We start from the raw sequence: 19,043 nt of genomic DNA, 5'->3' as shown, positions 1-19,043 counted from the left end.
GCGGCGGGCAAGCGAAAAGCCCCGGCGGAATCCCGCCGGGGCTTTCTCATCTGGGGTGATCGACGGGACTCGAACCCGCGACCCCCGGGACCACAACCCGGTGCTCTACCAGCTGAGCTACGACCACCATTGCACGCCGCTGACCGTACGGCCGCGGCGACTGACCAATGATAGCCATACCCCCCGGCGCCACGTCGAGCGGGTATCGCTGTGTCCCCGACTACTTACGGCAGGACTGTCGTCGCGGCGATGCGCTTGGCCTCGTCGACGTCCGGGCCGGGCTGCGGGACGAAGATCGCCTCGCGGTAGTAGCGCAGCTCGCGGATGCTCTCGCGGATGTCGGCCAGGGCCCGGTGGGCCAGGCCCTTCTCGGGCTGGCCGAAGTACACCCGGGGGTACCAGCGGCGGCACAGCTCCTTCACCGACGACACGTCGATCATGCGGTAGTGCAGGTGCGTGTCGAGGCGGGGCATGTCCCGGACGATGAAGCCGCGGTCGGTGGCGATCGAGTTGCCGCACAGCGGCGCGGTGCGCGGCTCGGTGACGTACTTGGTGATGTATTCGAGCACCATGTCCTCGGCCTGCTCGACGGTCACCGTGGAGCGGCGCACCGCCTCGGTCAGGCCCGATTTCTCGTGCATCTGCTTCACCACGTCGACCATGCCGTCGAGGGCGGCGTCGTCGGTGTGGATCACGACGTCCACCCCGTCGCCCAGCACGTTCAGGTCGGCATCGGTGACCAGGGCAGCTACCTCGATCAAGGCGTCGCTGCCCAGGTTCAGGCCGGTCATCTCACAGTCGATCCATACCAGATGGTCGGCGCTTCGCAGATCTCCCACCGGCACAGCGTACGCCGTATGGGCGCACTGTCAGTGCCGCCACTGTCGGGCCCACGGGCGTGCCCCGCCGGCCGCGTGGCGGATAGGGTGGCGACCATGTCCCAGGTCCGCACCCGCGACCCGCTCGTGCGGGTGCTCACCGTGATCGCCGTCGTCGTGCTCTGCGCGTTCGCCTTCCAGCGGCTGATGGTGTGGCACGACAGCTTCTTCGACCTGCGCATCTACATGTCCGCCGTGAACTGGTGGGGCGACGGGCACGACCTCTACGACTACGCCCAGCCCGACCGGGTGCAGGGCGCGCTGTACTTCACCTACCCGCCGTTCGCGGCGCTGCTGCTGTTCCCGTTCGGGCTGCTGCCGCTGGGCGTGACCCAGGCGCTGTTCACGCTGGGCACCGTCGCCGCCGTGGTGGTCACGACCTACTGGCTGGTGGCGCCACTGGCGCGGCGGCAGGGCTGGCCGGCCTGGTATGCCGTGGGCATCGCCGCGCCGCTGGTGCTGGTGATCGAGCCGCTGCGCGAGACGATCACGTTCGGCCAGATCAACATGCTGCTGATCCTGCTGATCATGATGGACCTGCTGGTGCTGGGGCCGCGCGGCTCGAAGTGGACCGGCGTCGGTATCGGCGTGGCCACCGCGCTCAAGCTGATTCCCGGCCTGTTCATCGTGTACCTGCTGGTCACCAGGCAGTGGCGGGCGGCGTTCACGGCGATGGGCGCGGCCGCGGGCGTGACCCTGCTGGCCGCCGCGATCGCACCGCGCGCCTCGTGGGACTTCTGGGCCTCGGCGCTGTGGGACACCGCCCGGGTGGGCCGCCTGGACTACACCGGCAACCAGTCGCTGCAGGGGCTGCTGGCCCGCCTGGTCGCGCCGGAGCAGCCCGCGAAGTGGCTCTGGCTGCTGCTGGCGCTGGCCGCACTGGCTTTCGGCATGTGGCGCGCGGCGCGGGCCGGGCTGGCCGGGGACGCGGTCACCGGGCTGGCGCTGACCGGCCTCGTGTCGGGGCTGATCAGCCCGATCACCTGGCCGCACCACCTGTACTGGTTCGTGCCCGCAATCGTGACCCTGCTCGCCGCGGCGCAGCGGGCGCAGGCCGGTCGCCGGTGGGGCTGGCTGGCCTTCGCCGCGGGCGTGTACGCCGTCTGCGTGATCGGCGTCGTCTCGCTGGTGGACTGGGGCGTGGACGCGGTGCCCACGGACACCGTGGGGCTGTTCCTGGCCCGCAACGCGTACGTCCTGCTCAGCCTGGTGCTGCTGGTCTTCCTGCCGGTCAACCGACCAGGGGATTATCCCACGTCAAGGGCCGTATAGCCAGTCTTGTCCGTTCTGACGGTTTTGCCGTAACGTGAACGGCAGGGACAACGTCTCCCCCGGGACAGGTCCCCAAGTGGTGACACCGTTCCCCCGGTGAGAGCGGCCCGTACGCCGGTACGTGCGGGCCGCTCGACTTGTGCTCAGGCTCGCTGCCGCGGGCGGTCCAGCCGCAGCTCGCAGCCCGGCCGGGGCAGCCACACCCGCAGGAACTCCTCGGTGATCACTTCCCGGACCGGCTCGGTCGCGGGCAGCGTGCCGCGCAGCGGCGGCCACGGCAGCTCGGGCGCGGCGACGGTCCGCATCGCGGGCACGGTGACGTCGGCCGTCCTGACGCCGAGCATCGTGTCACCGGGCATCGTGTCGCCGAGATCGATCCCGGGCACCGTGTCGGCGAGCCGGGGGTCCGGCACCGTGGCGGCGGCCTGCAGGCAGGTCGTCATCGGCGCGGCGGCCGGGCCCGTGTAGGGCGCCCCGGCCCATGGAACGGTCAGCGGCGCGCGTGTGCCCGCCTCGAACCCCTGCGGCGCGGGGCCGCCCGGCCCCGGTTCCCGCGGGCTGCGTACCCCCGGCTCGGTTTCCCGCGGCGCACGCTGCTCGGGCGTGGGCAGCAGGGTGACCGCGTCGGGGTCGCCGGGCAGCACCGGCCGGGTGTGGTCGGACAGCAGCGCGGTCAGCGCGCCGTCGCCGTCGGTGTCGGCCGGCGGCTCACCCGTCCGGGCCGGCCAGGACAGGGTCACGAACGCCAGGATCAGCAGCACCATGCCGAGGATGAGCAGGCCCCAGGAGGCCGAGCCGAGCCAGCTCGCGCTGAGCGCGACGTCCAGGGTGGCGGCGTCCGACGGCAGCGCGGGCTCGCCGGCCGGGGTGTCCCGCAGCACCACGACCAGGGCCAGGTGCCGGCCTCGGTCCAGCTGCGGGTTCCAGGACAGCGAGCCGAGCCCCTGCCGCAGCCAGAACCCCTGGGCCAGCGGGTCGCGCGGATCCCGGCCGGGCGCGTCCATCCGGTTGGTACGCAGCACCACCGGCCCAGACCCGATGACGGTCTGCGCGACCTCGGTGTAGCGGATGCCCGCCAGGTACGCGGCGACCTCGTCGGGCGCGGCGACGCCGATGAACGCGGGCGTGCTCGCCGAGCTTGCCGACAGCCGCAGCGTGGTCGTGCCGACCCGCACGTACGGGACGTCGCGCTGGAGCAGGGCGTCGAGGTCGGGCACGACCAGCACCCGGTTCGGGTCCTTCGGCGGGGCGATGGTGGCGTGGAACGCCCCGTCGGGGCTGTCGTGGCCGGACAGCCAGGCCGCACCGCCGCCCGCGGCCAGCGCGGGCACCGCCACGAGCAGGGCCAGCAGACCGACGACAACACGGACAGCGCGCATCGGGTGACCTCCCAGGGCTCGCCGGTGGGGCGGCGAGGCTCTCCGCGCGCCGGTGATCGAGGCGCGCTCTCCCGGGACAACGCGGCCGGGCGCCCGGCAGATGCGGGCACCCGGCCGATGACGACCGTGCGGATGACTAGCGCACCGGCTCCTTGCGGGTACGCGCCAGCGCCAGACCGGCGAGGATCAGCGCCAAAACGCCGGCGATCAGGCCCGCCACGCCGAACCAGTCCGTGTCGCTGCCCTTGGTGTCGCCGACGGCGAGGGTGTTGTCCGTCGCCGGGGTGGCCGCCGCGCCTGCCGCCGCGGGCAGCAGGATCAGCACCGGGGCCGGGCTCTCCGGCTCCGCGCCGTCGTTGGCCGGCGGCTCGATCCAGCGCACCACCGTGCCGTCGGAGTAGGTCTGCAGCGTCTTGAAGACCATCTTGTCGACCTTGGGCAGCGGGCCCATGGACACCGGGAACTCCTGGAACTGGCCCGGCTTGACCGCCGCGTCGGGCGAGGTGGCGGTCCAGGTCAGCGTGGAGACGACCTCGCTGACCGGGCTGCCGTGCACCTCGATGGGGGTGGTCAGCTTGCGCTTGGCCACGGCGACCGTCCAGCCGGGCACCGGCATCGTGGTGACCGACGCGACCGGGGCGTCCTCCGGCAGGTACACCTCGATCTTGGTGGTGTTCGTGTCGTCGGACTCGTTCGGCACCCGGAACGCCACGCGGGCGTAGCCGCCCTGCACGGCCTCCTTCGGGTTGACCGTGACGTGGGCCGACGCGGGCACGGCGACGGCCAGCAGGCCGAGCACCGTCATCGCGACCACACCGAACCGGCGCGTCATCTTCATGCCTGGACCTTTCGTACGGCTCGGAACCGAGCGCTATGAGATCGGCACCGTCGCGGTGACCGAATCCTGATCGATCTCGGAGAGGCGAAGGGTGAAGCGCAGCTGCCAGTCTCCGGGCGTGGGCAGGGTGACCTGCCCGCTGGCGTGGTTGTCGGTGAGTTTGAGCAGCGGGAACGTGATCGGTTCGATGCCTGCCGAGGGCAGCGCCGCGGTGGCCTTCCACTCCACGACCGGCAGCGGCGAGCCGTCGGCCTTGTACGCGTACAGGTGCACCGCGTTGTCGCCGAGCTTCGCCGGGTCGACCTCGACCTGCAGCGTGTACAGCGAGCTGGTCAGGGTCGAGGAGTAGATGACCGGCTGGGCGGGCAGCTGCGCGGTCTCCTGCGCGGTGCGCGCCGGGGTGGTCTGCGTCAGCGCACCGGTCACCGCCAGCACCACGGCGGCGATGGCCAGTTCGGTGGTGACGACCCGGCGCAGCGGGCGCGGGTTGTCGGCGGCCCCGTTGTTCGTCCACCGCCGGGCGAAGAAGGCAGCGGCCAGGATCAGGCCCACCAGCACGATCTTGGCGATCATGAGCTGCCCGTACGTCGTGTCGACCAGCGCCTGCGGCGTGCCGATCTGGATCAGCCCGGACACGACGCCGGCCAGCAGCACGGTCGACACGGCCAGCGCCGCCCAGCGCGACCAGATCGGCAGGATCGCGCCCAGCTCGCGGTTGTCGGCCTGGCGCAGCAGGAAGAGGGCGAGCATGAGCAGGCCGCCCAGCCACACCGCCGCCCCGGCCAGGTGCAGCGCGTCGACGACCACCGACACCGCGGGCACCGGCGACGCGGCCGGGTGCCCGGCCAGCGGCCAGGTCAGCGCGGCCCCGGCGGCGACGGCGAGCAGCAGCACCCGGTCCACGATGCCGTCACGCCCGGCCAGCAGCGGGCGCACCAGGAACGCGGCCACCGCCAGCAGCGCCAGCCGCACCAGCAGCGCGATGCCGTACTGGCTGCCCAGCACGTCGCCGAGATCGCTGCCGGTGACCCCGGTCAGGCTGCTGCCGGTCGAGTACGGGGCCTGCAGGTACAGGCCGGCGAGGGTGACCAGGGCGACCACGCCGAAGCCGGTCCACATGACCCGGCGGGGCCCGCGCTGGCTGAGCCGGGCCGGCCACAGCAGCGTCAGCACCAGCACCGGGCCGACCAGCAGCACCAGCCCGCCGTACCCGATGGCTTTGGCGATCGCGATCAGGTTGCGGATCGTGGTGTCGACCTTCTCCTCGGGCAGCGCCGTCGGGGTGGCCGAGGGCGCGCCGACCGAGAACGTGAAGCCGCCCGGGATCGGGTGGCTGTCGGCCGAGATCACCCGGTAGCTGACCAGGTAGGTGCCCTTGGGGGCGTCCTCGCGCAGCCCGATGCTCAGCACGTTGCCCTCGACCGTGGGCTTGCCGCGGTCGGCCCGCTGCCCGTCCGGCCCGATGATCCGGATCTTGTCGGCGACCGGCGACACCGGCTCGCTGAACGTCAGCGTCACGTCCCGGGGCGCCTCGGGCACCACCGACCCGGCGGGCGGGCTGGTGCGCAGCAGCGCCGCGTGCGCGTACGCCGGGGAGGCGGGCAGCAGCGTCAACGCCAGGAACGCCACGGCCGCCAGCAGAGCCCGGAGCTTCGCCCGGCGGGAACGGGGGGTGGGGGCAGTCATCTGACTCACGGGGCGACCGTAACGGGGCGGGCGGGTTCGCGCGAGGTGGTGGTGCGGCTCAATGCCCACAGCAGCCCGGCCTGCGCCAGCGCGGCGGCGTGGCCGATCTCGTGGGCCAGCGCGGTCACGCCGTCGGCGACGTCGAAGGCACTGGTCATGATCAGGCAGGCGGCAAGCACGAAGGCCACCGGCACGAACGCGCGGGCCCGGTCCGGCCGCCAGGCGGCCAGCGCGAAACCGACCGCGAGCGCGATGTCGAACGAGGCCGCCTCCCGGCCGGTGTGCAGGTCGCCGCCGCCCGCGAACAGCGCCGGCAGCGCCAGCAGCACCTGGACCACGGCGGTCGCGCCGAGCGCGATCCGCAGGATCTGCCGCCGCCCCTGCGCCTGCCGCCGGGCCGCCGACGCCGCACCGTGCCGCTCGGCCGCGACCGCGGCGAGGATCGGCACGGTCAGGTCGGGCACCGCGACCGCCTGCACGCGCACCGCCCGGGTGAGCTGCTCGGCGGCCCGCGACCAGGTGCGGCAGTCCGCGCACCCGGCCAGGTGCCGGTCGAGCACGTCCGCCGCGAGCCCGGCCTGCGCGGCCCAGGCATCGGCCTCGCCGTCCAGCCGCGCGGACAGCCCGACGCGCACCTCCTCGCAGTTCGTCATGGGCGGGTAGTCGCCGCGCGGGGGCGTTCAGTTCCCGCCGGTGTCCCAGGACACGCGTGCCGTCACCGCCGGGGGTGAGCCCGGACGGCGGTTAGGCTTGCTCCCCGTGCCCCCCGTGCCCCGAGACGACACGCTCGCGGACGACGGTGTCCCCGTCGCCCGGGATGGCGGGCGCGCGGAACCGGCCCTGATAACCGAGCTGCCGCTCGCCGCGGCCCAGGCGCGGCAGGCGGACTCCGCCGTCGACCCGGCCACCGAGTGGGCGCTGGCGGCCCGCACCGGCGACCCGGTGGCGCAGGCCGCGTTCGTCCGGTCCACCCAGGCCGAGGTGTGGCGCTTCGTGGCCGCCCTGGTCGACCCGGGCAGCGCGGACGACCTCACCCAGGAGACGTATCTGCGGGCGTTCCGGGCGCTGCCCGCGTTCGAGGGCCGCTCGACGGTGCGCACCTGGCTGCTCGGCATCGCCCGGCGGACCTGCGCCGACCATCTGCGTACGGTGGTAAGGCAGCGCCGGCTGGGCGTCCGCCTGGCCGCACAGGTGCTGGTCAGCGGGCCGCACCCGGACCCGGCGGGCCAGATCGGGGCGGCGCAGCTGCTCGACCGGCTGTCCCCGGAGCGCCGGGAGGCGTTCGTGCTGACCCAGCTGCTGGGGCTGTCGTACGAGCAGGCGGCCGCGGTGCAGGAGGTGCCGGTCGGCACGATCCGGTCCCGGGTCGCGCGTGCCCGCGCCGAACTGGTGGACGACGTCGTTAGCGCCTTAGCCGCCTGAGGCGGCCTCGCGGGGGCGAAGGAGGAGAACGATGGACGAGCGCACCGGCTGGAGCAGGGCCCAGCCGTGGGTGAGCCTGCTGGTCAGGCTCGGTCTGGCCGGGATCTTCCTGGTCGCGGGCGGGCTCAAGGTCACCGACCTGGCCGCCAACGGCCGCGCCGTGAACGCGTACCAGATCATGTCGTACGACGCCGCGATGGTCGTCGGCGCGATCCAGCCCTTCGTGGAGATCGTCGTCGGCCTGCTGCTCCTGGTCGGCCTCGCCACCCGGCTGGCCGCGTGGCTGTCGGCGGGCATGATGGTCGCCTTCATCGCGGGCATCAGCTCGGCCTGGGCCCGCGGCCTGAACATCGACTGCGGGTGCTTCAGCAAGGGCGGCCAGCTGCCGCCCGGGGTGACGCCCAACTATCTTCCGGAGATCTTCCGGGATGTGGCCTTCCTCGCGATGGCCATCTTTTTGATCATCTACCCGGTCAGCCGTTTCTCCCTCGACGCACGACTGGACCGACCGTTCTCCGCCGGACTCCCGGCGGATGACGACGTGCTGGAGGAAGAAAGTGACGAATCGAGCGACCACGCGGCCCCGCGCCGCGAGCGGGCCTGACCTGGGGCGGCGCGCATGAGCGAGCGCAGCGAGCGAATCAGCAGGCCCAGTGCACGTGCACGCGACGAGCGTAGCGAGGAGCGGGCATGAGCAGCAGGAAAGATCAAAACGCCGCCGCCCGGATGGTGCGGGACCAGATCGCCAAGGAGCAGCGCCGTAAGCGCACCATGTGGATCTCCATCGCCGCCGTGTCGGCGCTGGTCATCGCCGGTCTGATCGGCTGGGGCATCTACGCGGGCTCCAAGACGACGGACTACACCGCCCCGAAGGGGGCGAACGCCGCCGGCAACGGCATCGTCACCGGCAGCGGGCCGGTCGTCGTCGACGAGTACGTCGACTACCTCTGCCCGCACTGCAAGAGCTTCCACGACGAGGCGGCCGCCTCGATCGCGCAGCTCGCCGCCGACGGCAAGATCACCCTGGTGACGCACCCGGTGGCGTACCTCGACGGCGCGTCCACCAACCGGTACTCGACGCGCTCGTCGGCCGCCGCGGGCTGCGCCGCCGAGTACGGCAAGTTCACCGAGTTCTCGGACGTGCTGTTCGACAACCAGCCCGCCGAGGGCGGGGCCGGCCCCACCGACGACGATCTGATCGTGCTCGGCCGGCAGGCCGGGCTCGGCGACGACTTCGCCCAGTGCGTACGCGACAAGCGCTTCCTCACCTGGACCAACCACGTCAGCGAGGAGGCCGGCCGGGCCGGGGTCACCGGCACCCCGACCGTCCTGGTCAACGGCAAGCCCACCCAGGCGAGCGCGGCGCAGATCGCCGCCGCGGTCGCCGCCGCCGGCGGAGCCACCCCGTCGGCGAGCTGACCTGAGCAGGAGCAGATGACACCCCTCACGGCACGGCGGGTGGGCGCGGTCCTCGGGACCGCGCTCACCCTGCTGTTCACCCTCGCCTCCCCCGCCGCCGCGCACGGGGCCGACGCCCCCGACGCCACGAACTACCGCACCGTCATCACCGGCACGCCCGACCTGCCCGGCCTCGAAGTGATCACGATCGAGGCGGGCGCGCGGCTGCAGCTGACCAACCACAGCGGCAAGCCGGTCGAGGTCCTGGGCTACAGCAACGAGCCTTACCTGGAGGTACGCCCCGACGGGGTGTACGAGAACATCCACTCCCCCGCCACGTACCTCAACATCACCATCGCGCACGTCGACCCGCCCGCGCACGCCGACCCGACGGTGCCGCCGGAGTGGCGCAAGGTCAGCGACGAGCCGGTGTACCGCTGGCACGACCAGCGCGCCATCTGGACCGAGCCGGCAGAGCCACCCGCCGTGGCCGCCGCGCCGGACCAGCCGCACCGCATTCGCGAGTGGACTGTGCCGATGCGCACCGAGGTGACCCCGTTGCAGGTCACCGGCGTGCTCGACTGGGTGCCGCCGCCGAACCCGGTGACCTGGTGGATCGCCGCCGTCGCCGGTGCGCTGGCCGTCGCCCTGCTCGGCCTGGTCCGCGGCCGCCCCCGCGCGATCACCGTCGTGCTCGCCGTGGCCGCCATCGCCGCCGGTGTGCTCGCGCTCGTGTACGCGGTGGGGCGCGAGATCGACGCGGGCAACCACACCCTCGGCCCGATCCTGCTGGAACTGCTCACGGTGCAGCTGTGGGCCGTGGTCAGCGCGCTGGCCGCGATCGCCGCCGGGGCGTACTCGCTGTCCCGCCGGGCTGCGGGCGACTTCGCGCTGGCGCTGGGCGCGGCCGCGGTCGGGCTGTTCGCGGGCATGGTCAACGCGGCGGTGTTCCATCGCTCGATCGCCCCGATCCCGTGGGGCGACGCCACGGCCCGGGTCATCGTCGCCACCGTGATCGCCCTCGGCGTGGGTGTCGCCGCGGCCGGCATGCTCCGCCTGCGCGGCACCACCTCCGGCAGCGCGGCAGACCCGGCGGACGGCGCTGTGCCGACCGACGTCAGCCCGCCGGCGGCCGGCGCCACCCCGGCAGCGCCCGCCTGACCCCGGGTGGCGGATCGCCACCCGATCCCCGGTCAATCTGAGGTCAGCCTTTCGGTCGGCTATCCCCCCGAACAGGAATCGGGGACAGCGACAACGTTACGAGCGCGTTAAGTTGCGCCCTCAGCAGTCGACCTGGGGGTATTTGCATGCAGCTCATGCTGTGCTGGTTTGCCCATGTCGCGGTGTCCGATGAGGCGCGATCGCAGCGTGCGGTCCGGTTCACGCAGGCGCTCGACGGGCTCGTGCCGGCATCGTGGACGCGGCACGACTTCGGTGGCGAGGACTGGGGCGTCACCGTCCTGCACCCGGCCGACCGGGGAGCGTTCCGGTGGCCCTCCGTGGAGACCGCCGGTCCGGTCACTGCGGTCTCCCTCGGCATCCCCGTCGGGGTCGACGCCGACGGCGGTGCGGCGGCGCTGGCCGAGCGGCTGCTGGCCGCCGAGGACGTGCACCGTGCCGTGGTGCCGCCGTTCGGCCTGCTGGCGCTCGACACCGACCGGTTCAGCCTGCAGCAGGACTGGCTCGGCATGGCCCGGGTGTTCACCGGCACCGCCGACGGGGTCACCGCCTACTGCACCCGGCCCGGACTGCTCGCCACGTTCCTGCACGGGACGCCGCAGCCCGACCTGGCCGGCTGGACCTCGTACACCGTCTGCGGGCACTTCGGCGGGGACCTGTCCCCGGTGGCCGGGACCCGGCAGCTGCGACCGGGTGAGCGGGCGACCGGTCGACGCCTCCCCGGTGGTGGCTGGAGCCTGGACAGCGAGCTCCGGTACGCGGTCGACGACGTGGTCGCCGAAGGGCTCGCCGGCCAGGGCCGCCCCGTCGCGGAGCAGCTCGACCGAGCCGCCGACGCGCTCACCCGCGTCGCCGCCGGCGTGCCCCGGCTCTACGCCGACCAGATCACCCTCGGCCTGTCCGGCGGCAAGGACTCCCGCCTGATCGCCGCCACGCTGGTCGCGGCCGATCGTCTTCCCCGCTTCCTCACCTACACGGACACCGCGGCCGAGGGGCGCGTGGCGGAGCAGCTGGTGCAGCTGCTGCGCGACCGGCGCGGCCTCGATCCCGAACACGTGCTCCGGCTTGCCGGGGCCCCGGCGAAGGTGCTGAACACCGGTCTGCGCGAGCGCGCCCGATACCTGCGCGACCGCTACGACCACCAGTTTCCGTCCAGCTACCTGACCCGCCCGGCCGACTCACCGCTGCCGCCCGAGCGGATGAGCCCGGCCACGTACACCGGCGCGGCCGGCGAACTGGCCGTCGGCTACTGGTATCCGCCGGCCGGCGGCCCGGCGGTCACGCCTCGGCAGGCGGGCATGGGCAAGCTGCTCGCCGGCGCACCCGCGGCGGCCATCGCGCCGGCCGTGTTCGCCGCCGAACGCGACCGGATCGAAGGCATCTTCCAGCACGCGGAGGCGAGGGGCGTCCGCGGGCTGCACCTGCTCGACTACCTCTACCTCGTGGAACGGATGCGCCGCTGGTCCACCTCCGCGTACACCACCGGCATGATCACTCCATTCCTGGCGCCGGGCTTCGTCGCCACCACGTTCGCGCTGACCCCGGAACAGAAGCGCGAGCGGCTGCTGCACACCGGCATCATCGCCCGGCTGGTGCCGGAGTGGGCGGACGTGCCCTTCGTCAGCCTCCACACCGGGCGGTCCACGGCCACCCGCGTCTGGGAGGGCGACGGCGTGGCGGCGGTGAGCGACCTCCTGGACACCGCGGGCGGCACGCTCGCCGGGCTCATGCACAAACCGGCAGTCGAGAAGGCGCTGCGCAGCACCAGGCTGGGTGGTCGCCCGGACGCGCGCATCCTGCAGCAGTTCACCACGCTGGCGGTCGCCGCCGAGCGCCTGGAGCCGGAGACCACGCTCCCGGCCACCGGCAGCACCTACGCCCGGGTCACCGCGCGGCCGGCGGCGTTCGGGCCCGAGAGCGCCCCGGTGCGCCTGCTGCGCCGGATCCGGCACACCAGGTTCGGCAACCGCGTCTGGACCACGGTCCGCCAGCAGGTGCGCGGGCGCTGACGCCCGACGGCGGGTCCCGGTGGCGTCAGGCCACCGGGACCGCGAATCCGTACGGCAGTTCCAGCCGGTGCCGGGCCAGCAGTTCGGTGTCGGACAGCAGCTCGCGGGTCGGCCCGTCCGCCACGATCCGGCCGCCGTCCAGGATCACCGAGCGCGGGCACAGCTGCAGCGCGTACGGCAGGTCGTGGGTGACCATCAGCAACGTCACGTCCAGCCCCAGCACGATCTCGGCCAGCTCGCGCCGCGCCTGCGGGTCCAGGTTGGACGACGGCTCGTCCATGACCAGCAGGTCGGGCCGCATCGCCAGCACCGTGGCGACGGCGACCCGGCGCCGCTGACCCAGCGACAGGTGATGCGGAGCCCGGTCCTTGACGTCGCCCATGCCGACCGCGGCCAGCGCCTCGTCGACCCGCGCCACCAGTTCCGCGCCGCGCAGGCCCAGGTTCGCCGGGCCGAACGCCACGTCCTCGCCGACCGTCGGCAGGAACAGCTGGTCGTCCGGATCCTGGAAGACCAGGCCGACGCGGCGGCGGATCTCGGCCAGGCCGGGCCGGTCCTTCGGGTCGACGGTGCGGTCGCCGACCGACACCGAGCCGGACGAGCCGGTCAGGCCGGACGCGGGCAGGATGCCGTTGAGGTGCAGCACCAGCGTCGTCTTGCCCGCCCCGTTCGGGCCGAGCAGGGCGACCCGCTCGCCGGGCTCGATGCGCAGGCTCACGCCGTGCAGCGCCTGGTGGCCGTCGGGGTAGGCGTATCGCACGTCGTCGAGCAGCAGCGCGGTCATACCAGGAACCTATCCGTGAGCAGGACGACGACGGCGAGCGCGGGCACCACGGCCCCGATCGCCCACTGCCGGGCGGTGGCCACGCTGCCCTCGTGCAGCGCCGCGGGCAGCCGCCCCGTGTAGCCGCGCGAGCGCATGGCCAGGAAGACCCGTTCGCCGCGTTCGAACGCGCGCAGGAACAGTGTGCCGAGCCCGGCGGCGAAGCCGCGCACCTGCCACAGGAAACGCGGGTCGTCGAGCCGGGACAGCCGGGCGATGCGCATGCGCCGCGCCTCGTCGGCGAGCACGTCCAGGTAGCGCAGCATGAACAGGGCGATCTGGGTGATCGCCTGCGGGGTGCGCAGCCGGTCCAGGCCGATCAGCACGTCGCGGGCCGGAGTGGTGCCGGCCAGCAGCAGCGCGATGAGCACGCCGAGCGTGCCCTTGACCAGGATGTTCCAGCCGGCCCACAGGCCTTCGACGGCCACCGACAGCCCGAGCACGTCGGTGCGCGGGCCCGCGGCGAAGAACGGCAGCAGCACCGCGGTCGCCACGAAGGGCAGCTCGATGAGGCTGCGCCGGGCCAGCCACCCGGCCGGGATCCGCGCCAGCACCGCGAGCGCCGCGACGATCAGCGCGTACGCCCCGAAGGCGGGCAGCAGCTCGCGTGGGGTCGCCACCACCACGACGGTGAACAGCACCGACGCGGCGATCTTGACCTCGGGCGCGAAGTGGTGCACGGATGAGTGCCCGTGCACGTACATCGGATGGGTGTGCCCCGCGCCCACGGCTACTTCTCCGCGGCCACAGCGGTCGGGGCCTGCTCGGCCGAAGCATGGCGGCGGCGGCGCACGGCCCAGAAGATCGCCAGGCCGATCGCGAAGGTCAGCGCGACGCCGATGAGCCCGGCCAGGCCGGTCGCGTTGTCCAGGCCTTTGATGCCGTAGTCGGCGAGGAACGAGCCGCCCAGCTCATGGTCGGCTGCCTGCTGCGCGATGCAGCTGCCGCCGGTGATCGCCCCGTCGGCGTCGACGGTGCAGCCGGTGAGGGTGGTCGCGTCGAGACCGTCCGGGGAGCCCGACGCCAGGTAGCTGACACCGCCGGCCAGCGCCGCGGCGACGGCCAGGCCACCGATCACGAAGACCCTGGTCGGTACGCCGCCGGTCACGGGCTGCTCCAGGCGGGAGCCACGCAGCGCGTACACCAGGTCGGGGCGCACCTTGGCCACCGTGGTGACGGCGGCCGCCGCGATGAGGCCCTCGCCGACGCCGATCAGCGCGTGCACACCGGCCATGGTCGCCGAGATCTGCCCGTAGCCGATGGTCAGCGGCACCTCGCCGCCGAGCACGAACTGCAGCACGAAGCCCTGCGAGGCGAGCACCACCGAGACGATCGAGGCCAGGAACACGGCGAGGCCGACGCCCGCGGCGGTGCGCGGCAGCAGCTTCATCAGCGCGACCAGCACCAGGTAGCCGACGGCGGTGCCGAGCAGCGCCATGTTGGAGATGTTGAGGCCCAGCGCGCTGATGCCGCCGTCGGCGAAGACCAGCGCCTGCACGATCAGGACGACCGAGACGCACAGCGCGCCGACCCACGGGCCGACCAGCGCCGCGGCCAGCGCGCCGCCGAGCAGGTGCCCGCTGACGCCGGGCAGCACCGGGAAGTTGAGCATCTGCACCGCGAAGATGAACGCGGCCACCAGGCCGGCCATCGGGGCCAGCCGGTCGTTGAGGTCCTGGCGCGCGCGGCCCAGGCAGAGGGCCAGCAGCCCCACGGCGACCACGCCGTACGCCAGCGAGACCGGCCCGCCGATGATGCCGTTGGAGATGTGCATCGCGATATTCACTCAGCCAGCCTAGGGTTGTTGCAAAAGACTTGCAATAAGCTGCGTCGGTCCTGCCCTCACCTGCGCAGGCAGACGGCACGGATAGGGTGGCCGGTGTGACGGAGAACGTACGACTCGCCCCCGGCGACGCCGCCCCCGACTTCAGCCTGCCGACCGCCGACGGCGGCACGCTCCACCTGTCCGACCTGCGCGGCAAGAAGGTCGTGCTGTACGCCTACCCGGCCGCGATGACCCCCGGCTGCACCACCCAGGCCTGCGACTTCCGCGACTCGCTCGCCTCGCTCACCGCCAAGGGGTATGCCGTCGTCGGCATCTCCCCCGACGCGCCCGCGAAGCTGGCCAAGTTCGTCGAGCGCGACGCGATCACCTTCCCGCTCGTCAGCGACCAGGACAAGGCCGTGCTCACCAGCTACGGCGCGTTCGGCGAGAAGAAGAACTACGGCAAGGTCGTGCAGGGCGTCATCCGGTCCACCTTCGTCATCGACGAGAAGGGCCAGATCGAGCACGCCTTCTACAACGTCAAGGCCACCGGCCACGTCGCCAAGCTCCGCCGGGATCTCAAACTCGACTGACGGGCCGAACCGCTACACTGCGGTTCGGTTCAGCGGGAGTGGCGTAATGGCAGCCGCGCCAGGTTTAGGTCCTGGTGTCCGAGAGGACGTGGGGGTTCGAGTCCCCCCTCCCGCACCATCCTCACCGCCCCGAACCAAGCGTGCGCAGGTGTTCGGCGGCGACGCGCTTCGGGACGCACATGCGCCAGGCGTCGGTGATCAGCTCGGGCAGCTCGTCGGGGTCGAGCGCGGCCATCCTGGCCTCGACCCAGTGGTAGCGCAGGTCGGACGCCCGGGGCAGGAAGAACTTGGCCGGCTCGGCCGCCACCAGCGCGTCGCGCGCCTCCTTCGGAAAGCCGAAGCCCAGCTCCGTCTCGTCGGCGGACAGGGCGGCGAACACGATCCGGCCCACCCGGAACTTGACCCGGTCGCGCACCAACGCCTCGTATGCCCGAGGTAGCGACAACGCGACCTGCCGCACCTGTTCCACCGTGACCATTCGCGCCTCCCGTGCCGCCGGTCGCGGCACCTCTAGCCTGGGCCAGGCGCCGCGTCCACCAGTCTGCCCCTCACCGGTGACATTCCCGACCACACGGCCGGGAAAGGGCGTGTTCTATTGACACATTTAACGGTGTTCCGAAAGGCTCCTTGCGCGAGTCCTTCGACACCCTGGAGGGGCAGTGAGGAAACTTCGAGTCGTGGCGGTGTGCCTCGGCATGGTCGGCGCGATCGCGCTGGTCGTGCCGGCGAGCGCGAAACCCGTCGGTGACGGCGATCGGGCCAGGAACCCGCTCGACGTGTACGTGGGCGAATTGGATCAGAACCAGCTGGAGCAGTTCCGCAAGCTCGGCATCGACAACGAGGAGCTGCGGACCGCGCCGCTGGCCGGCGGCAAGGTGAAGGTCGAGGCGGTGCTCTCCGAAGTGGAGGCGTCGCGGCTGGCCGGACGCGGTGTGCCGCTGTCGGTGAAGATGATCCGCGGCCAGAAGGCCTCGGACGCGCTGCGCAAGCAGGCGCTGGCCGGCAACGTGGTGTACCGGCCGTACAGCGGGCCCGGCGGCTTGCGCGAGGAGCTGGAGAAGATCGCGGCGGAAAACCCGACGATCACCAAGCTGGTGACGATCGGGCACTCGGTGCAGGGCAAGCCGATCCGAGGGATCAAGCTGAGCCTGGGCGCGCGCGTGCTGCCCGACGGGCTCAAGCCGTCGGTGGTCTACAACGGGGCACAGCACGCCCGCGAGTGGATCACGCCCGAGATGGTGCGCCGGCTGCTGCACCACTACGTCGACGGCTACGGCACGAACGCCGAGCTGACCAACCTGATCAAGACGCGTGAGCTGTACTTCTTCCCGGTGGTCAACCCGGACGGCTACGACTTCACGTTCACCGAGGGCAACCGGTTGTGGCGCAAGAACCTGCGTGACAACAACGGCGACGGGCAGATCACGGCGGGCGACGGCGTGGACCCGAACCGCAACTACGCCTTCAAGTGGGGTTACGACAACGAGGGTTCCTCACCTGACCCGTCCAGTGAGACCTACCGCGGCAGCGGCCCGAACTCGGAGCCGGAGAGCAAGGCGCTCGACTCGTTCTTCAAGCGGGTGCGCCCGGACTACTACGTCAACTACCACTCGGCCGCGGAGCTGCTGCTCTACGGCACGGGCTGGCAGGTCAGCACGCCGAGCCCGGACGACGTCATCTACCAGGCGCTGGCCGGTGACGACGCGAACCCGGCGGTGCCCGGCTACGACCCGGACATCTCGGCCGAGCTGTACACCACCAACGGCGACGTCGACTCGCACATGCAGGCCAGGTACGGCACGCTCGGCTTCACGCCCGAGATGACCACCTGCGAGACGGTGTCGAACTCCATTCCGGACGACGAGTGGCTGGCCGAGGACTGCGCCAGCGGCTTCAACTTCCCGGACGACGAGGAGCTGATCCAAGCGGAGTTCGCCAAGAACATCCCGTTCGCGCTGTCGCTGGCCAAGTCGGCGGCGCGGCCGGACGACCCGGCGTCCGTGCTGGGCCACGTCACCCCGCACTTCGTGACCGACAGCTTCGACGTGTCGTACGGCCGCAGCCAGGCCGTCGCCGCGACGATCCGCCGGACGCTGAAGAACGTCAAGGTGAACTGGAAGATCAACGGTGGGGCGACGAAGTCCGGCTCGGTGAAGGAGTGGAAGGGCGGCGAGCGCTACGGCGACGAGAACGACGACTACTACGCCGAGTTCCGCGGCACGGTGACCGGGCAGAAGCCCGGTGACCAGGTCGAGGTGTGGTTCAGCGGGTTCTCCGTGACACCGGGCCGCTCCGGCGCGGTTGCCGGCGACCACTTCACCTACCGGGTGCACGACGACGTCGGCGGCAAGGTGCTGATCCTCGCCGCGGAGGACGTGACGGGCATCAGCCCGGCCCAGGGTGTGACCACGGCGAAGTACGCCGCGGACTACGCCGCGTCGCTGACCGCGGCCGGCTACTCCAGCGACGTGTACGACTTCGACGTGATGGGCCGCAAGGCGCCGCACCACCTGGGCGTGCTGTCGCACTACAAGGCGATCGTCTGGGAGACCGGCGACGACATCATCCTGCGGTCGGCCGGGCAGCCCGGCGGCACCGCGGCGAAGGCCGCGCTCGACATCGAGCTGGCCGTGCGCGACTACCTGAACGAGGGCGGCAAGCTGCTGCTCACGGGCCAGAACGCGCTGTTCGCCCAGTCGGCGGACGGGGCCTACTTCTACCACCCGGACGCGCCGGCGCAGCCGGAGTGCACCGTGCGGGCGTACCCGTGTCTGCCGCTGTTGAACGACTTCATGCAGTACTACCTCGGGGCGTACAACTACGTCAGCGACGGCGGCACCGACCCGAGCGGCGAGCCGTACGACGTCGGCGGCGGGACGGGCGCGTTCAGCGGTTTCGCGGGCACGCTCAACGAGGCGGGCTCGGCGGGCAACCAGACGCACAGCGCATCGTTCCTGACCACGTCGAGCTTCCTGCCCCCGGCACAGTTCCCGCAGTTCACCAGCTCGTCCCCGGTGGACTGGCTGCGCCCGGGAGCGGCCCCGTTCGACCCGCGCACCGGTGACTGGTACCTCTACAGCGACCGGTCGGACGTGTCGTACAAGCGGCTGTCGCGGACCGTGGACCTGACCGGGAAGTCCTCCGGCGAGCTGCGGTTCTGGTCGTCGTACGACACCGAGCCGAACTGGGACTTCATGTTCGTGGAGGTCCACCCGGTCGGCTCGGACACCTGGACCACGCTGCCGGACACCACCGGGCACAGCACCCAGGAGACCGGTGACAGCTGCGCGAGCGGCTGGGCCACCCTGCACCCGTTCCTGGCGCACTACCAGACGGCGGACTGCGCCCCGACCGGCACGACGGGCACGTGGCACGCGCTGACCGGTCCCTCCGGGGGCTGGACGGAGCTCGCCTACGACCTGACCCCGTACGCGGGCCAGCAGATCGAGATCTCGATCTCGTACGCGTCCGACTGGGGCACGCAGGGCCTCGGCGTGTTCCTCGACGACGTGACGGTCAGCGCCGACGGCGCGCCGCTCGCGACCACCTCGTTCGAGGACGGCCTGGGCGGCTTCACGGTCGCCGCACCGCCGGACGGCTCGTCGGGCGGCAGCAACACCTGGGTGCGCAGCCAGCAGGCGTTCGAGGAGGGTTCGATCGTGATCACCCGTGACACGGTCTTCACCGGATTCGGCGCCGAGGGCCTGACCCCGGCAGAGCGCAACGACCTGGTCAAGCGCTCGATGAAGCACCTGCTCGGGTACTGAGTGAAAGGAAGGGCACCTTCCACAACGCATGCGT

At 72.3% G+C, this 19,043-nt stretch carries 17 protein-coding genes and 2 tRNA genes; 9 read left to right on the top strand and 10 right to left on the bottom strand.

The features are described from left to right. Positions 1-51: 51 nt before the first annotated feature. Positions 52-127: transfer RNA gene (locus ACFQO7_RS30195), tRNA-His, on the bottom strand. Between the two features lie 97 nt (positions 128-224). Continuing rightward, positions 225-839: an oligoribonuclease gene (gene orn / locus ACFQO7_RS30190; protein WP_376809555.1), complete on the bottom strand. Its 615-nt coding sequence runs from the start codon at positions 837-839 to the stop codon at positions 225-227. A 96-nt stretch (positions 840-935) separates the two neighbouring features. Here orn and ACFQO7_RS30185 point away from each other — a divergent pair, with 96 nt between their 5' ends. Next, a complete protein-coding gene (locus ACFQO7_RS30185; protein WP_376809554.1) occupies positions 936-2,150 on the top strand; it encodes a glycosyltransferase 87 family protein in 1,215 nt (404 codons plus the stop codon). Positions 2,151-2,293: 143 nt separating this feature from the next. On the opposite strand, the gene ACFQO7_RS30180 is transcribed toward ACFQO7_RS30185, so the two are convergent. The 4 genes from ACFQO7_RS30180 to ACFQO7_RS30165 form a co-directional block, all read right to left on the bottom strand. Then, positions 2,294-3,529 (bottom strand): hypothetical protein, encoded by a 1,236-nt coding sequence (locus ACFQO7_RS30180; RefSeq protein WP_376809553.1) that lies wholly within the window; start codon positions 3,527-3,529, stop codon positions 2,294-2,296. A gap of 136 nt (positions 3,530-3,665) precedes the next feature. After that, a complete protein-coding gene (locus tag ACFQO7_RS30175; RefSeq protein ID WP_376809552.1) occupies positions 3,666-4,367 on the bottom strand; it encodes a YcnI family copper-binding membrane protein in 702 nt (233 codons plus the stop codon). 33 nt (positions 4,368-4,400) lie between these two features. After that, the gene (locus ACFQO7_RS30170; protein ID WP_376809582.1) at positions 4,401-6,053 is read right to left on the bottom strand and encodes a copper resistance CopC/CopD family protein; all 1,653 of its coding nucleotides are present in this window, start codon (positions 6,051-6,053) and stop codon (positions 4,401-4,403) included. Positions 6,054-6,058: 5 nt separating this feature from the next. Next, entirely contained in the window at positions 6,059-6,706 is a 648-nt protein-coding gene (locus ACFQO7_RS30165; RefSeq protein WP_376809551.1) for a hypothetical protein, read from the bottom strand. Between the two features lie 199 nt (positions 6,707-6,905). Between ACFQO7_RS30165 and ACFQO7_RS30160 the strand changes: the two genes are divergently transcribed. The 5 genes from ACFQO7_RS30160 to ACFQO7_RS30140 all read left to right on the top strand — a co-directional run bounded on the left by ACFQO7_RS30160 (position 6,906) and on the right by ACFQO7_RS30140 (position 12,061). Continuing rightward, positions 6,906-7,475 carry a sigma factor-like helix-turn-helix DNA-binding protein gene (locus ACFQO7_RS30160; protein WP_376809581.1) on the top strand — a complete coding sequence of 190 codons (570 nt, stop codon included), beginning with the start codon at positions 6,906-6,908 and terminating at the stop codon, positions 7,473-7,475. A 31-nt stretch (positions 7,476-7,506) separates the two neighbouring features. Continuing rightward, a complete protein-coding gene (locus ACFQO7_RS30155) occupies positions 7,507-8,079 on the top strand; it encodes a DoxX family protein (RefSeq protein WP_376809550.1) in 573 nt (190 codons plus the stop codon). A gap of 86 nt (positions 8,080-8,165) precedes the next feature. After that, positions 8,166-8,894 (top strand): thioredoxin domain-containing protein, encoded by a 729-nt coding sequence (locus tag ACFQO7_RS30150; RefSeq protein ID WP_376809549.1) that lies wholly within the window; start codon positions 8,166-8,168, stop codon positions 8,892-8,894. Positions 8,895-8,909: 15 nt separating this feature from the next. Further along, on the top strand, positions 8,910-10,034 hold the full coding sequence (locus tag ACFQO7_RS30145; protein ID WP_376809548.1) for a hypothetical protein: 1,125 nt from the start codon (positions 8,910-8,912) through the stop codon (positions 10,032-10,034). A 146-nt stretch (positions 10,035-10,180) separates the two neighbouring features. Beyond that, the gene (locus ACFQO7_RS30140; protein ID WP_376809547.1) at positions 10,181-12,061 is read left to right on the top strand and encodes a hypothetical protein; all 1,881 of its coding nucleotides are present in this window, start codon (positions 10,181-10,183) and stop codon (positions 12,059-12,061) included. 25 nt (positions 12,062-12,086) lie between these two features. On the opposite strand, the gene ACFQO7_RS30135 is transcribed toward ACFQO7_RS30140, so the two are convergent. From ACFQO7_RS30135 to ACFQO7_RS30125, 3 genes are read right to left on the bottom strand one after another with little or no spacing between them, the layout of a single operon-like run. Further along, positions 12,087-12,845, bottom strand: coding sequence for an energy-coupling factor ABC transporter ATP-binding protein (locus ACFQO7_RS30135; protein WP_376809546.1), 759 nt, complete (start codon positions 12,843-12,845; stop codon positions 12,087-12,089). After that, positions 12,842-13,612 carry a cobalt ECF transporter T component CbiQ gene (cbiQ, locus tag ACFQO7_RS30130; protein WP_376809545.1) on the bottom strand — a complete coding sequence of 257 codons (771 nt, stop codon included), beginning with the start codon at positions 13,610-13,612 and terminating at the stop codon, positions 12,842-12,844. Before cbiQ ends, ACFQO7_RS30135 begins: the two co-directional genes overlap by 4 nt. A gap of 2 nt (positions 13,613-13,614) precedes the next feature. Further along, positions 13,615-14,658 (bottom strand): energy-coupling factor ABC transporter permease, encoded by a 1,044-nt coding sequence (locus ACFQO7_RS30125; RefSeq protein WP_376809580.1) that lies wholly within the window; start codon positions 14,656-14,658, stop codon positions 13,615-13,617. A 107-nt stretch (positions 14,659-14,765) separates the two neighbouring features. Between ACFQO7_RS30125 and bcp the strand changes: the two genes are divergently transcribed. Together bcp and ACFQO7_RS30115 are read left to right on the top strand one after the other, a co-directional pair. Then, positions 14,766-15,242, top strand: coding sequence for a thioredoxin-dependent thiol peroxidase (gene bcp, locus ACFQO7_RS30120; RefSeq protein WP_376809544.1), 477 nt, complete (start codon positions 14,766-14,768; stop codon positions 15,240-15,242). Positions 15,243-15,274: 32 nt separating this feature from the next. Further along, positions 15,275-15,360 (top strand) — tRNA-Leu (locus tag ACFQO7_RS30115). Positions 15,361-15,363: 3 nt separating this feature from the next. Here the strand turns inward: ACFQO7_RS30115 and ACFQO7_RS30110 are convergent. After that, positions 15,364-15,720 (bottom strand): MmcQ/YjbR family DNA-binding protein, encoded by a 357-nt coding sequence (locus tag ACFQO7_RS30110; protein ID WP_376809543.1) that lies wholly within the window; start codon positions 15,718-15,720, stop codon positions 15,364-15,366. 181 nt (positions 15,721-15,901) lie between these two features. Here ACFQO7_RS30110 and ACFQO7_RS30105 point away from each other — a divergent pair, with 181 nt between their 5' ends. Beyond that, a complete protein-coding gene (locus ACFQO7_RS30105; RefSeq protein WP_376809542.1) occupies positions 15,902-19,009 on the top strand; it encodes a M14 family metallopeptidase in 3,108 nt (1,035 codons plus the stop codon). Positions 19,010-19,043 lie beyond the last annotated feature (34 nt).

The sequence above is a fragment of the Catellatospora aurea genome (assembly GCF_042663325.1).
GTDB classification, from domain to species: Bacteria; Actinomycetota; Actinomycetes; order Mycobacteriales; family Micromonosporaceae; genus Catellatospora; species Catellatospora aurea.
The sequence above is the reverse complement of the archived record's forward strand: the minus strand, read 5'-3'. Positions and strand labels throughout refer to the sequence as shown.